Raw genomic sequence first — 14462 nt, 5'->3', positions numbered from 1 at the left:
CTACCGTCGAAGCATGGATGCATTGTCGATGATGCTGGCCGGATCGCGGGCGGAGGGCGCTTTTCTGCTGCGCTCGCTGCTCGATCCACCGTGGTCATTACGTATCGAGGACCACGCACCGATCACCGTGCTGGTTCTGGTTCGCGGCACCGCAGTTGTCGTCTCCGACACCGGACAGACCGAAGATCTCGAGGCCGGCGACATTGCGCTCCTGCGCGGCCCCGATCCCTATACGGTCGCCGATCACCCGGACACCCCGGTCCACGTACTCATCGACGAGGCACAAAACTGCGCCGCGGTCGACGGATCACCACTCGAGGACATGTCAGTTCTCGGCGTTCGCACCTGGGGCAACTCGACCAGCGGCCAGACCGTCATGCTCACGGGCACATACCGTTTGGACTCCTATGTCAGCCGTCAGATCCTCGACAGCCTGACACCCGTCGCGGTAGTGCGACGCAGCATCGAAACCGCGCCGATGACAAACCTTCTGGAACAACAGATCGCCGCCGACGGGCCAGGGCAGGAAGTGTTGCTGGACAGGCTCCTGGACCTGGTCCTGATCTCGGCGGTCCGTACGTGGTTCGCCGAGAACCAGAATCGATCACCGCGATGGATCAAGGCCTACGAGGATCCCGTCATCGGGCATGCCTTGCGGCTCATACACAATCGGCCGGAACACCCCTGGACGGTCGCGAGCCTGGCCCAGGAGTCCGGCAGTTCACGAGCGGCCTTCGCACGCCGGTTCACCGGTCTCATGGGGCTCGGACCCGTCGGCTATCTGACCGAGTGGCGCTTGTCGGTGGCGGCGGATCTACTCGCAGACCCGGCACGAACGGTGTCCTCGATCGCGCGAGAAGTGGGCTACTCGAGCCCCTTTGCGCTCACGACGGCCTTCACCCGCCATCACGGAATGAGCCCGAAGATTTACCGCCAGACCCGCTGTGCGCCTTTATTAACCGCCCGCGGTTAATAAAGGCGCACAGCAAATACCTCAATGAGCCGAAACCGCCGCCAACTCGCGGGAGCAATGACGAACTCCGCTGAGCGCACCGAGCAGGCCGGCGGCCTTGATCGCCTGGTATCCACCCACGAGATCGGTGGCCTTGTGCAGACCCAACTGCTGCAACGACGCTGCGGCCAGGCTCGAGGTGTAGCCCTCGGAGCAGACGATTACCCACTCGACGTCGTGGTCGGTGGCCAACGCGAGGTGTGCGCTGCTGGTGGGGTCGAGTCGCCACTCGAGAACGTTCCGCTCGATCGCGAGTGCACCGGGGAGGGTTCCCTCGATGGCGCGCTGCGCCTGCGGGCGAATGTCGACGAAGATCGCGCCGCGATGGAAGGCTTCGGTGAGCTGGAAGACGTACATACGATCGATCTGTGCGCGAGCGTCGTCGAGCATTTGGTCGATGGTCATTTGGTGCCCCCCTCGGGCAGGTCGGTCAGCTCGGTACGGGTGCGACGAAGAGTCCGGTGATCCGTCACTTCGTAGAAGGACATTGCCGTCAGCGGCGGTGAGTAGGCGTGAACACTCAGAGTCGGTGCATCAGAGCTGATTTCGATCGGAGCACCAGGAACATCCGTCGAACGCACGACATCGTGAACCCAGCCGAGCGGGAAAGAAGCCTGATCGCCGGCGTCGAGCTGGCGTTCCACCAGGGCGTCACCGGCCCAACGGAATTCGGTCAGAGAACCACTGAGGACGGTCAATGCGCCGAACGAACCTGCGTGGTCGTGCAATTCGGTGTTGCGTTCGGGTACCCAGCTGATGAGCCACACATCGACGTCGTCGTCCGCATGCAGGCGAGTGGACCAACGATCGAGCGTCGGGAAGGCGTCGGGAATGAGGTGGTCGAAACGGCCGTCGAGCACGCCGTTCGCTCCCTCGTCGGTCAGTCGCAGCAAATCGGCCGGGCGAAGGCGGGTAGGCAACGACGCACCACTCGGACGGCGTCCGGACGCCCCACGATTAGCGCTACGACCTGCGGAAACAGCACGATCAGCAGCGAGAGTAGGGGTCAAAACAGAGAGATCTGCAGAATATGTGGATAGCACGAGCTAGCTCCAAGGAATGTGAATTGGTCAAGGCAGCGGTCAGCCTCGACAACACTCCTGAGCACCCATGCAGCGATTCACGAGCACCATTGTGGCATAACTTTTGCAATCGCGAAACTGCTGGAACGAAACCATCGATCAGGCGACCGGTCGTCGACCGGATCCACGACGCGCCTGATTGCGCTCGAAGACCAACCTCAGCCCCTCGAGAGTGAGGTCCCGTTCGAGGTGGTCGATAGTGTCGGATTCGGGAATGATCAGCGGTGCGCTGTCCCCGGTTGCGATCACGGAGACGTCGTCACCACCGAACTCCGGCAGTTCGTCGCGTACGCGGTTGACCAATCCGTCAACGAGGCCGGCAAAGCCGAATACCGCACCGGACTGCATGCATTCGACGGTGTTCTTGCCGACCACCGAACGCGGGCGCACCAATTCGACCTTGCGCAGCGCAGCGGACTGCGACGCCAAGGCATCGGTCGAGATCTCGAGTCCGGGCGCGATGCAGCCGCCCAGAAACTCACCCTTGGCGGAAACGACGTCGACACAGGTCGACGTACCGAAGTCCACGACAATGCACGGACCCTCGTAAAGATGGTGAGCGGCAAGACTGTTGACGATCCGGTCGGCTCCCACCTCTTTGGGGTTGTCCACCAACAGTGGCACACCGGTGCGAATACCCGGTTCGACCACCACGTGGGGAACGTGACCCCAGTACCGCTCCAGCATCACGCGGATTTCACGCAAGACGGACGGCACTGTCGACAGCGCCGCAACGCCGGTGATCTCATCGACATGAGTACCCAACAGCCCACGGAAGGTCAACGCCAACTCGTCGGCAGTCATCCGAGGGTCGGTTCGCATTCGCCAGTCCTGCAACAGCTTCGAATACTCACCAGTCCCGGAAAACAACCCCAGAACGATATTGGTGTTCCGCACGTCGACCGTGAGCAGCATGGATTACACCAGGCTGGATTCGCGCGAGGCCTCGAGTGTCGACAGCATGCGCGGGGTGATCAGACCCGAACCCTCCGGCGCGTGAGCCGGGTCTGAGCCGAGTTCGATCTGCTTGTTGTCGGCATCGACGAAGACGACGCGCGGGGAGTATTCCTTGACTTCCTGCTCGTTCATCACGCCGTAGGCGATGAGGATGACCAGATCGCCCGGCTTGACCAGATGCGCTGCCGCACCGTTGATTCCGATAACACCAGTTCCGCGCTCGCCGGCGATGACGTACGTCTCGAGACGCGCACCGTTGTCGATGTCGACGATGCACACCTGTTCGCCTTCGAGGAGGTCTGCGGCGTCCATCAGATCCTGGTCGACGGTGACGGAGCCGACGTAATGCAGGTCGGCGTGAGTCACGGTGGCGCGGTGGATCTTCGACTTCATCATTGTGCGAAACATATCCAGGTCCTTACTCGTGAAAAGTGCTCAGTGAGACAGCAGGTCGTCGATGGCGTCGGCGGATGGGTCAGTGTCACGCTCGAGGAACCCGGTTCCCACCGCGACACCGACGTTGTCGATCAAACGGGTGGTTCCGAGCTTGGCGGCCACTAACAGTCGGCCGTCACCTCGCTCGGGCGCGGGGCCCAGATCGACGCCCCGAACCTCGAGGTAGTCGACCTCGATTTCCGGAACAGCTGCCAGAACAGCGCGTGCGGTTTCCAGAATTGCTTCCGCTCCCCCGGACGCCGCGTGTGCACCGGCGATCAGAGCAGCGGAAAGCGCGACCGCTGCAGCGCGCTGGCCCTCGTCGAGGTAGCGATTGCGAGAGGACAACGCGAGGCCGTCGAACTCGCGGACCGTCGGAACTCCGATGATCTGTACATCGAAGTTGAGATCCCACACCATCTGACGGATGAGCGTCAGCTGCTGGTAGTCCTTCTCACCGAAGTAGGCGTGATTGGGTGCCGCGATCTGCAGCAGCTTCGCCACAACCGTCAGCATTCCGGCGAAGTGAGTGGGGCGCGCTCCGCCTTCGAGTTCGCTACCCAACGGGCCCGGCACGATGGTGGTGCGCTGGCCCCGCGGGTACATCGTCTTTGCGCTCGGCGCGAACACCAATTCGACGCCCTCGGCACGAAGCAGGTCGAGATCCGCATCGAGAGTGCGCGGGTACGCGTCCAGGTCTTCGCCCGCACCGAACTGGAGCGGGTTCACGAAGATGGAAACGATCACGACGGCGCCGGTGACCTTGGCCTGACGAACCAATTCGATGTGGCCCGCATGCAACGCACCCATCGTCGGAACCAGCGCCACCTGACGCCCGACACCTCGCAGTGCCCGCGAGACGCGCCGAAGCTTGTCCGGATCGTGGTGCACCGTCAGTTCGCCGCGCTTGTATCCGCCCTGCAGATCACTCACGACGGTCACCTCCCGTTTCAGTCAAGATGTCGAACAATTCGGTGGGGGCGCCCACCCGCTGGGCCGATCGCAAGGACATCGCCCGATAGCCGGCAGCGAGCTCCGGATCCAGTTCTGTCAGTACGCGCAAATGTGTGTCGACGGCAGCAGCGTCGCCGCGTGCCACCGGACCGGTCAACGCCGAGGGACCGCGTCGTAGCGCGTTGTCCAAGGCTGCCGACAGCAGCGGCTGCAGGACACGCTCGGCCACTCCACCCGGATCTCCGTCGACCAACTGTTGACCGAGCAGCTCGTCACCTTGCAACGACGCTCGCAGCGCCTCGACGGCGTCGACCACGAGCGTGACCAGGTGATTACTGCCGTGAGCCAGTGCCGCGTGGTAGAGCGCGCGGTTCTCCTCGCGCACTCGGACGGGCTCGCCGCCGATCTCGAGGACCAGTGACTGCGCGATCGCGTAACCGATGTCGTCGGCAGCAGTGATTCCGAAGCATGCCGACGACAGCCGTGCGGTGTCCTCGTCGTGACCGGTGAACGTCATCGCCGGATGGATAGCCAAGGGCAGCGCGCCGAGTTCGGTGAGCGGAGTCAGGATCGCGATGCCGTTGGCACCGGACGTATGGGCGACGAGCGTGCCCGGCTTGACCGCTTGGGTGGCCGCGAGACCTCGAACAAGATCCGCAAGCTGGTCGTCAGGAACGGCAAGAATCAGCAGTTCGGAGCGAGCTGCGACGTCGGCAGCCGGAAGAATTTCGGTATCCGGAAGCCGCTTCACAGCGCGGGCAACCGAGGCACTGGAGACGGCGGAGCAAGCGCTGACAACATGACCGGCTCGCTCCAATGCGGCACCGACAGCTGTTCCGACCCGTCCTGCTGAGACAATTCCTACCGTCAATCGCGCAGGTGCAGGCCCATTAGTGATCCCGAAGGAAGTCACCGGATTCCTCTCGTTCGTTCCAGTCCCGCTCGGCGGGTACCAGACGTTCTGCGTCCGAGGATATCCTTCGCCCGAACCGTCATGCCATGGCCGGGCGAGTGATCTGCGACTCAGTCCTCTCGGCGACGACGTCGACCGGAGCCTTCGGACGGGTTGTTCGAACTCAGGTTCGCCATTATTTCGGCGACGGTCAATCCGTTGGAATGAGCACCGCTCGCGGCATCTTCCGGAGCAGCGCGACGACGACGGCGCGGCTCTGCGTCAGGCTCCGCAGCGGGTTCAGCTTCCGCGACAATCTCGGGAACAACCTCGGGCGCCTCTTCGACGACAGCGTCTTCGATGACGGCGTCTTCGATGTTCGGGGCCTGGGCGGGAGCCTTGACTTCAGGCTCGACGGGCGCGACCGGCTCCGGATCCTTCTCCACCGGAACGTCTTTCACCGTTCGTGCCTGTGTGGAACCCACCGGGGAACTCTTCGGTGCCTGGTTCCCGCTCTGATTCTGTGGCTTCTGCGTCTCTTGTGGCTTCTGCGTCTCTTGTGGCTTCTGCGTCGGTATGACGCGCGGCGCCACGAAGCTGCTGTCGCGCCACGACGTCTCAGCGAACACGACGGTAGTCTCAGCAGTCACCGGATCGTCGTTGGGCGATGCCAAGCCGCCGACGTTCGGTGCCGGTTGGCTGGGTCCGTTCTGGCCGGCGCCGGGAACGTACAGCCCCGACGGTGCCGGCTGATACGCGCCGTACGAACTACCGCCAAGTTCCGGTACTCGCGTGGAATCGGTCTTGAGCGCGGTCTGTTCGGGCAGCAGTCCACCTTCGAACAGTGCTTCGAGGTTTCGGCGCAGCGCCACCAATTCGGCGCGTAGCCCGGCCAGTTCCTCAGCGTCCGCGGTCACCTCACGTCGCACGCGACCTTCGACGCTCAGTTCGTACTCACGTCGAGCCGAAATTTCACGTTCGAGCTGCAGTTCGTACACGGTCTGCAGATCGGCAACCTTGGCTTTGTCCAGTGCCGACTCACGCCGATACTTGGTCATGGCGATAGCGCCGAGGGTGGCTGCCCACAGAGCGACGACCAGTCCCACCCGAAGAAGCTGAACGCTGTTGCTGAAGATCAGAAACAGCGAAGCAATGACAGCAAGTGCCAGAAGAGCAGCAATGATCATCTGGCTCGCGCTGCGCTTGCTTCGGCGCGCAGACTTCGATCGACCAGAATTTGTCATGGTTGCCAGGGTACTTGCCGAGACCGGGGTCGCCACGTACCTCGGTGGGTGATTTGCCGACCAGGCTGTCAGTGCGCGGGCTCGTCAGGTGTATCTTCCGGCGTCTTGCAACAATGTTCGAGCCACAGAGCTGCCGCTACCAGCGCAATTGCGGCGCCCAACCCCACCCACGCGCCCGGCGTGTCGGAGGCTGCGGCCTGCAGAACCGAGCGCTGTGGGATGAGATACACCAGCACTCCGACCCAGACACCGACGGTAGCTGAACCGACCAAAGCGGATGCTTTGGCCAATGCCAGCGCTCGGGCGGCGGTGATGGGATGAAGCTGTCTGAGCCCGTCTCCGACCTGACGGTTCTTGACGCGTGAACGAATGACAAAAGCGAAGACGGCCTCGGCAACGGCCACGAAGTACAGCGACGCTCCCGCATAAACGGGGATGGGCGGCATCGAACCGTAGAACACGCGAATCAGAATCCAGGTCGCCACAGCAGCAACCGCAGCCAGAACCGCGAGTTCACTGATCCGGGTCGGCTTCAAACCCTTGCCTTCTTCGGTCACCGCGCAAGCACCACATCGGTAGTGCGCACACCTTGACGCTCAGTGCGATCGAGGCCGTCGAGAATTTGTGCCACCGACAACTTCTGGCCGTCGACGATCAGCGTCGCGTCAGGCTCGACGTCCAGCCAGGGAACGAGAACGAATGCCCGTAGATGCGCTCGCGGATGGGGAAGGGTGAGCACGGGATCGGAACTGACGACGCCTTCGCAGTCAACCACGTCCACGTCCAGGCTCCGGGGTCCCCAACGCTCTTCGCGCACCCGGTCTGCAGCTTCCTCGAGAGCTTGCGACCGGCGAAGCCACTCAGCGGCGTCGGCCTCGGGATCGTCGACCACCACCACCGCGTTGAAGAAATCCTGCTGCTCGACGCCACCCCACGGCGCCGTCGAGTAGACCGGTGAGACAGCAACGACGGCGCTGCCCAACCCGTCGACAACGGACTGCAGGTGAGCCACGCTGTCGCCGATGTTGGAACCGATCGACAGAACAGCGCGCGTCATGCCGATCTGGTCCGATGTGCGACGACGGCGACGTCCGCAAAAACCAGCGGAATCGGTGCCGACGGTTTGTGGACCACGACCTCGACGCTCTCGACTCGCGAATCTTTCATGACGTCGTCGGCGATCTCAGCGGCGACAGTCTCGATGAGATCGCGCGACGGGCCGGCGACGATGGCTGCGGCGGCTTCCGCCAACTCGCCGTAGTGCAGGGTCTGGGTCAGATCGTCCGACGCCGCGGCGGGAGCCAAGTCCATCCACACGGTGATGTCGATGAAGAAGTCCTGACCGTCACGCTTCTCGTGGTCGAACACTCCGTGATTGCCGCGAACCTTCAGCCCGCGCAATTCGATTCGGTCCCCCATGTCAGGCCCTTTCTCGTCCACGGTTCCAGGCGTCGACCACGGCAATGGCGTCGAGCGAGGCTTGTGCGTCGTGCACCCGAACTCCCCAGGCACCCTCACGTGCTGCAAGGGCCGAGACCACGGCCGTCGCAGTCTCGCGGCCACCAGGCGGACGGGGATTGCCGTCGGGATCGCTGAGCAGAGACCCGAGGAACCGCTTTCGGGAAGCGCCGACCAGTACCGGGAATCCGGTCGCGTTGAACTCGGGTAGTGCACGCAACAGTGCCCAGTTGTGGTCGGCGTTCTTCGCGAACCCGAGGCCGGGGTCGAGGATGATCGACGACGAATCGACCCCAGCCTTCAACGCCAGATCGACCTGCGACAGCAGTTCGTCACGGACGTCGCGGACCACGTCGTCGTAGTGATCGGCGCTGCCACGATGGACGTAGTCGCCGGCCGAGCGCCAATGCATGAGGATCCAGGGCACTCCGGCGTCAGCCACAACGGATGCCATGTCGGGGTCTGCGCGACCGCCCGATACGTCGTTGACGATGCATGCGCCCGCTTCGATCGCGGCGGCGGCCACGGAAGCACGCATCGTGTCGACGCTGACGCGAATTCCGGCTGCCACGAGTTCTTCGATCACCGGGGCAATACGGTCCGCCTCGAGTTTCGGATCGACGCGGGTGGCTCCGGGGCGCGTCGACTCGCCGCCGACGTCGACGATGTCGACGCCTATGCGTTGCAGTTCGAGCCCGCGAGCGATCGCCGCGTCACGATCGAGAAATTGACCGCCGTCGGAAAACGAATCGGCGGTGACGTTCAGAATCCCCATCACGACCATCCGGGCCGGATCGCTACCTGCAACGGGAGCCGCGGACATCTCGCTCACTTACGAAGGATGAGGTCCAGCGCTTCGGACCGTGAGGCCGCGCTGGATTGCAGGAGCCCACGAACCGCAGACGTGGTCGTGCTGGCTCCAGGCTTGCGGATACCGCGCATCGCCATGCAGAGGTGCTCGGCTTCGATGACGACGATGGCTCCACGCGGATCGAGCTTGCGCATCAAAGCATCCGCGATCTGACTGGTCAGGCGTTCTTGAACCTGCGGACGCTTGGCGTACAGATCGACGACGCGCGCGAGCTTCGACAAACCGGTGACCTTGCCCGACTTACCCGGGATGTAGCCAACGTGAGCAACACCATGGAAAGACACCAGGTGGTGCTCGCACGTCGAGAACATCGGAATGTCTCGCACGAGCACCAATTCCTGGTGACCCTCGTCGAAAGTTGTGTTCAACGCGTCGTCGGGCTCGGAGTACAGACCCGCGAAGATCTCCTTGTACGAGCGCGCAACCCTGGCCGGCGTATCGAGCAGGCCTGGGCGCTCCGGATCTTCACCGACCGCGATCAACAATTCCCGTACGGCAGCCTCTGCCCGCGCCTGATCGAACGGGCGGCCCGTTCCGAGCGACACCAGTTCACTGGCCACATCATTCACCGACAACCGAACTCTCCTCGAGAATTGTTCACAGGTCCCCCGCCGCAGAGCCTAGTGGCGCAAGGTCAGCGGGATCCGTCCGGTCCGTCCCAGCGAGCGGTGCTCGGGCCGTCGTCCTCAGCCGAATGATGCGGCGGCGGAGTCTGCGGCTGTTCCGGTGCGGGGCTCTGCCACTGGTTTTCGCCGGTCGGGTTTCCCCGGTTCGGATCGGCGAAGGGTCCACCGTCCGGGTACTGCACCGGGTAATCGGGCTGCGCGGGGTAACGGCGGCCGGGGTGCGGCTGCTCGGGGTACGCCTGCTGTCCCGGGTGCGGCTGACCGTACTGCCCCTGATCGGGCTGGGGCTGACCGTGTTGGGGCTGACCGTACTGGCCCTGCGACTGGTTCGGCGGGGTCGGATTCTGTCCACCGGTGTACCCGCCCGACTGCTGTCCGGGGTACGTCGGCGACGGGTTCTCACGCGGAGGCCAACCCGGTGCCGACCATCCGGCGGGCGCTCCGTAGTCGGGTGTTCCCGGTTGCGGAGTCTGCTGCGGAGCACTCGGCTGCGGGTACGAGGGCTGTGCGTAGCCGTTCGAGGGTCCCTGGTTGCCGTTGTTGGGAAGACCACCATTGTTGGGGATACCGCCGTTGGGTGCACCGCTGTTGGGTGCGCCTGCCTTGACGAGAACAGGTGCAGCAGCGGGCTCCGGCCACGTTTCGCCGCGCTCGATCGCGAGTTCGCGCGGAGTCTTCACCGGCGGACGATCCGAAGGCGTGCGCCCACCGAAATCGTTGAAAGCCGTGATGCGCGGACGCTTTTCGACGCCGGCAAGGATCTTCTCGAGGTCCTTGCGAGTCAACGTCTCACGCTCGAGCAGTTCGGTAGCGATGAGGTCGAGCGCATCGCGGTACTCGTTGAGGATGGCCCACGCTTCGGTGTGCGCCGCCTCGATGAGGTTGCGCACCTCCTCGTCGATTTCGCGGGCGATCTCGTGCGAGTAGTCGGACTGAACGCCCATCGAACGGCCGAGGAACGGATCCCCGCCCTCCTGTCCGTAGCGAACCGCGCCGAGCTTGGCACTCATGCCGTATTCGGTGACCATCGCGCGTGCGATCTTGGTCGCCATGTCGATATCGGACGACGCTCCGGTGGTGGGCTCGTGGAACACCAGCTCCTCGGCGGCGCGTCCACCCATTGCCATGACGAGACGGGCGATCATCTCGGAACGCGTCATCAAACCCTTGTCGTCCTCGGGCACGGTCATCGCGTGACCGCCGGTGCGACCGCGAGCGAGGATCGTGACCTTGTAGACCGGCTCGATGTCAGGCATTGCCCAAGCAGCCAGCGTGTGACCGCCCTCGTGGTACGCCGTGATCTTCTTCTCGTGCTCGCTGATGATGCGACTCTTACGCCGCGGTCCACCGACAACACGGTCCACCGATTCCTCGAGCGAGGCTTCGGTGATGACGGTCCCGTTTTCGCGTGCGGTGAGCAGCGCAGCCTCGTTGATGACGTTGGCAAGATCGGCGCCCGACATTCCGACGGTCCGCTTGGCGAGGCCTTCGAGATCGGCGTTGGGATCGATCGGCTTGCCCTGCGAGTGCACTCGCAGGATCGCACGGCGACCGGCGAGGTCGGGGGCGCCGACCGGAATCTGGCGATCGAAGCGTCCCGGACGCAGCAGTGCTGGGTCGAGGATGTCGGGGCGGTTGGTTGCGGCGATCAAGATGATGCCGGTGCGATCACCGAAGCCGTCCATCTCGACGAGCAGCTGGTTGAGCGTCTGCTCGCGCTCGTCGTGTCCGCCGCCCAGTCCTGCGCCGCGCTGACGACCGACTGCGTCGATCTCGTCGACGAAGATGATGCAGGGGCTGTTCTGCTTGGCCTGCTCGAACATGTCGCGAACACGCGAAGCACCGACACCGACGAACATCTCGACGAAGTCCGAACCGGAGATGGTGAAGAACGGGACGCCGGCTTCGCCTGCGACAGCGCGAGCGAGCAGCGTCTTACCGGTTCCGGGAGGGCCGTACAGCAGCACACCGCGCGGAATCTTGGCGCCGAGCGCCTGGTAGCGAGCCGGGTTCTGCAGGAAGTCCTTGATCTCGTACAGCTCTTCGACAGCCTCGTCCGCACCGGCGACGTCGGCGAACGTGGTTTTCGGCATGTCCTTGGTGAGCTGCTTGGCCTTCGACTTACCGAATCCCATGACTCCGCCGCGACCACCGCCGCCCTGCATCCGGTTCATGACGAAGAAGAAGATGCCGAACAGAATGATCATCGGCAGCACGAACAGAAGGATCGACGTCAGCCAACTCTCCTGAGTGACCGTCGTGTTGAACTTGTCCGCTCCGGCGCCTTCGACCTTGTCGAAGATCTGCTCCGACGCACTCGCGGGGTACTTCGCCAGGATCTGCGTCTTACCGTCGGTGGCGTCGTTGCCGTTCTTGAGCCACAGACGAACCTGCTGCTCACGGTCGTCGATCTGCGCCGACTCAACGTTCTTGGCGTCGAGTTGGGATATCGCGACCGAGGTGTCGACGGTCTTGAAGTCGCGGGTGTCGTTGCTGAAGTAGCTGAAGGCATAGATCACCAACAGCACGACGGCTACGAGTAGCACGTTACGGAACACAGTCTTACGGTTCATACAGGTCGGCCGATGTGGCCGGTCCTTTCGAGAGTGCGGGTCTGCCAGGTCGCCTTCCGGCTGCCAACCGGACACCTGCAGGTTACCGCGATCGGCCCCATCGATGCCCGCCAGCGGCCGTGCCGCTTGGTTGGAACGGTCGTCACTGTGTTCAACGTGCGCATTACCGATCAGGTTCCCGGGCTACGTCGCAGCACAGTTTCCTGTGAGCGAACATGCTCATAGTGGTTATCGTGCGCTTTTCCGACGCTCGTCCGTCGTTATTCGTCAGGCCGTTTCGGAGAGGATTCCCGCAACAGCGTCAGCGGCGCCCGATTGGTCACCGTCGATGATCCGGTGCGCGAGCTGATCGAGTCGCGCAGACAGTCGCGCCGAGGACTCGGGCACGTCTGCCTGCTTGGCGATGGTGTCGTCGAGATCAGCCAATAAGCCGCCGCCGGCCAGGTGCCTGACGCAGCGCCATGTCTCGGCGAAGTTTCTCGCGGTCCCGTCGTCGGTCAACATCGCGACCCGAAGCGCAGCGTTGGGATTCGACGCCGCCGCCCGAGCCAGGCCGGCCATGATCGCTTCCCTGGCAGCAGTCAGTTCGTCGACGGTTCGGTCTTGCAACCGCACTCCCGAGTCTGCAGACCTACCCGCGTCGGGCGTCGGAGCTTCGCGAATCACCGCACCGTTACCGTGCTGGATTTCGACTCTGCCCCGAATCTCGAGGGCCACGAGCGCTTGAGCCAGCGACGCTCGACTCACGCCGAGTTCGGCAGCCAGGCTGCGTTCGGGAGGAAGCCGATCGCCGGGCGAAAGGCCTTGAGCCTCGATGAAATTCGAAATGTGCTCGGCCAACTGCTCATACAGACGCGGACGCTTCAATCGTCCGGGCAGGCCCGAGCGCGAGCCGGGCGATGACGTCGAATTCATGCCTCGGAGTGTACTTGACAAATGGAGCAGTGGCAGAGAGGCTAGGCCAATTCCAAGTGATGCAGACCACAAGCTGGTCGCGAACGGATTGAGAGTTCGATGGCAAATGTCATAGCCCTGTCAGTACTTGTCCTGGTGTTCGTCATATCCACCGTGAGGTCGGTGAACATGGGTGCGCTTGCCCTGGTGGCTGCCTTCGTCGTCGGAACACTGGTCTTCACCGTCGATACCAGCGAGATCCTCGACGGCTTCCCGGCCAGCCTCTTCGTCATCCTGGTCGGCGTCACCTACCTGTTCGCGCTGGCCAGAAACAACGGCACGGTCGACTGGATCATTCACGCGGCGGTCCGTGCGGTCAGAGGACGAGTAGCCCTCGTGCCGTGGGCGATGTTCGCGGTGTGCGCGGCCGTCACCGCCATGGGCGCGGTCAGTCCCGCTGCCGTTGCCATCATCGCGCCCGTGGCGATGGGCTTCGCCACCCGCTACCGGATCCACCCCATGCTGATGGGCTTCATGGTCGTCCAGGGCGCAACGGCGGGCAGCTTCTCCCCTATCGGAATCTTCGGTGTGATCACCAACGACGTCATGCGCCAGAACGGCCTCCCGTCCAGCCCGGCCTTGCTGTTCGTCTCGACCTTCGCAGCCGCGGCCGTTGTTGCCGCAATCGCGTACGTCTCGTTCGGCGGTCGCGCATTGATTGCACGCGGCGCCTCGGAGCGCGTGCTTGTCAGCGCAGTCGGCAACGCGTCGGGCGGTGGCGACACCATCACCGGTTCGGGTTCCGGCGACAGCTCGAAGGGTGGCGGCAAGTCCTCGGGTGGGACCGCTCCGCACGAGGGAGCACTCAATCTCGAGCGGCGACTCACCCTGCTCGGGCTGGCATCACTTGCACTCGGCGCCTTGGTCTTCGACCTCGACGTCGGATTCACCGCACTGACCGTCGCGGTACTTCTCACCCTGATCTTCCCGGCCTCCGCCCGCGGGGCCGTCGACAAGATCAGCTGGGGCACCGTCCTCCTCATCGGCGGAATCGTCACATACGTGGCCCTATTGCAGAACCAAAACACCGTCCAGTGGCTCGGGGATTCGGTAGCTCACGTGGGCATTCCACTTCTCGCGGCGTTCCTGATCTGTCTGATCGGCGCGATCGTGTCGGCGTTTGCATCCACCACCGGAATCCTCGGTGCACTCATCCCTTTGGCAATTCCCTTCCTCATGACCGGCCAGGTCAATGCAACCGGCCTGGTTATCGCACTGGCAATCTCGTCGTCTCTGGTCGATTGCAGTCCGTTCTCGACCAACGGCGCGCTGGTGGTGGCGAACGCCGCTCCGGAAGAACGCGACGTGGTGTTCGGGCTGACGATGCGGTGGGGCATGACCATCATGGTGGTGACGCCGATTCTCGCCTGGCTGCTGTTCGTTGTTCCCTGGTCCGTCTGAATC

16 protein-coding genes are annotated in these 14462 nt (G+C 63.6%); 2 read left to right on the top strand and 14 right to left on the bottom strand.

Features of this window, described 5'->3' with window-relative positions:
* Positions 1-13 precede the first annotated feature (13 nt).
* Entirely contained in the window at positions 14-973 is a 960-nt protein-coding gene (locus RA302_RS03435; protein ID WP_166501758.1) for an AraC family transcriptional regulator, read from the top strand.
* A 21-nt stretch (positions 974-994) separates the two neighbouring features.
* Here the strand turns inward: RA302_RS03435 and RA302_RS03430 are convergent, their stop codons facing one another.
* From RA302_RS03430 to RA302_RS03365, 14 genes are all read right to left on the bottom strand, one after another.
* Positions 995-1417: a rhodanese-like domain-containing protein gene (locus RA302_RS03430; RefSeq protein WP_003945445.1), complete on the bottom strand. Its 423-nt coding sequence runs from the start codon at positions 1415-1417 to the stop codon at positions 995-997.
* Positions 1414-1932: a cysteine dioxygenase family protein gene (locus tag RA302_RS03425; protein WP_019746792.1), complete on the bottom strand. Its 519-nt coding sequence runs from the start codon at positions 1930-1932 to the stop codon at positions 1414-1416. Before RA302_RS03425 ends, RA302_RS03430 begins: the two co-directional genes overlap by 4 nt.
* Positions 1933-2193: 261 nt before the next feature.
* Entirely contained in the window at positions 2194-3009 is an 816-nt protein-coding gene (locus RA302_RS03420) for a type III pantothenate kinase (protein ID WP_019746791.1), read from the bottom strand.
* A gap of 3 nt (positions 3010-3012) precedes the next feature.
* Complete coding sequence (gene panD, locus RA302_RS03415) at positions 3013-3459, bottom strand: aspartate 1-decarboxylase (RefSeq protein ID WP_003945761.1); 447 nt, start codon at positions 3457-3459, stop codon at positions 3013-3015.
* A 27-nt stretch (positions 3460-3486) separates the two neighbouring features.
* Entirely contained in the window at positions 3487-4419 is a 933-nt protein-coding gene (gene panC / locus RA302_RS03410) for a pantoate--beta-alanine ligase (RefSeq protein ID WP_170320391.1), read from the bottom strand.
* The gene (locus RA302_RS03405; protein ID WP_019746789.1) at positions 4412-5353 is read right to left on the bottom strand and encodes a DUF2520 domain-containing protein; all 942 of its coding nucleotides are present in this window, start codon (positions 5351-5353) and stop codon (positions 4412-4414) included. The genes panC and RA302_RS03405 overlap by 8 nt, the downstream gene beginning before the upstream one ends.
* A 110-nt stretch (positions 5354-5463) precedes the next feature.
* Complete coding sequence (locus RA302_RS03400; RefSeq protein ID WP_225320253.1) at positions 5464-6576, bottom strand: DUF6779 domain-containing protein; 1113 nt, start codon at positions 6574-6576, stop codon at positions 5464-5466.
* A 68-nt stretch (positions 6577-6644) separates the two neighbouring features.
* Positions 6645-7112 carry a DUF3180 domain-containing protein gene (locus tag RA302_RS03395; protein ID WP_153213529.1) on the bottom strand — a complete coding sequence of 156 codons (468 nt, stop codon included), beginning with the start codon at positions 7110-7112 and terminating at the stop codon, positions 6645-6647.
* 17 nt (positions 7113-7129) lie between these two features.
* Positions 7130-7633, bottom strand: a complete 504-nt coding sequence (gene folK, locus RA302_RS03390) for a 2-amino-4-hydroxy-6-hydroxymethyldihydropteridine diphosphokinase (protein ID WP_020968350.1) — start codon at positions 7631-7633, stop codon at positions 7130-7132.
* Positions 7630-7995 carry a dihydroneopterin aldolase gene (folB, locus tag RA302_RS03385; protein ID WP_003945780.1) on the bottom strand — a complete coding sequence of 122 codons (366 nt, stop codon included), beginning with the start codon at positions 7993-7995 and terminating at the stop codon, positions 7630-7632. The genes folK and folB overlap by 4 nt, the downstream gene beginning before the upstream one ends.
* 1 nt (position 7996) lies before the next feature.
* The gene (gene folP, locus RA302_RS03380; RefSeq protein ID WP_166502896.1) at positions 7997-8857 is read right to left on the bottom strand and encodes a dihydropteroate synthase; all 861 of its coding nucleotides are present in this window, start codon (positions 8855-8857) and stop codon (positions 7997-7999) included.
* A gap of 5 nt (positions 8858-8862) precedes the next feature.
* On the bottom strand, positions 8863-9480 hold the full coding sequence (folE, locus tag RA302_RS03375; protein ID WP_019746783.1) for a GTP cyclohydrolase I FolE: 618 nt from the start codon (positions 9478-9480) through the stop codon (positions 8863-8865).
* 59 nt (positions 9481-9539) lie between these two features.
* Entirely contained in the window at positions 9540-12104 is a 2565-nt protein-coding gene (gene ftsH / locus RA302_RS03370; RefSeq protein WP_166501757.1) for an ATP-dependent zinc metalloprotease FtsH, read from the bottom strand.
* 267 nt (positions 12105-12371) lie between these two features.
* A complete protein-coding gene (locus RA302_RS03365) occupies positions 12372-13019 on the bottom strand; it encodes a GntR family transcriptional regulator (protein WP_007727006.1) in 648 nt (215 codons plus the stop codon).
* A 99-nt stretch (positions 13020-13118) separates the two neighbouring features.
* Here RA302_RS03365 and RA302_RS03360 point away from each other — a divergent pair, with 99 nt between their 5' ends.
* Positions 13119-14459, top strand: coding sequence for an SLC13 family permease (locus RA302_RS03360; RefSeq protein ID WP_003945503.1), 1341 nt, complete (start codon positions 13119-13121; stop codon positions 14457-14459).
* The last annotated feature ends 3 nt before the right edge of the window (positions 14460-14462 follow it).

The organism is Rhodococcus sp. DN22 (genome assembly GCF_036669995.1).
GTDB classification, from domain to species: Bacteria; Actinomycetota; Actinomycetes; order Mycobacteriales; family Mycobacteriaceae; genus Rhodococcus_F; species Rhodococcus_F erythropolis.
Note: the sequence above shows the minus strand (reverse complement) of the source record. Positions and strands in the feature narration are given on the sequence as shown.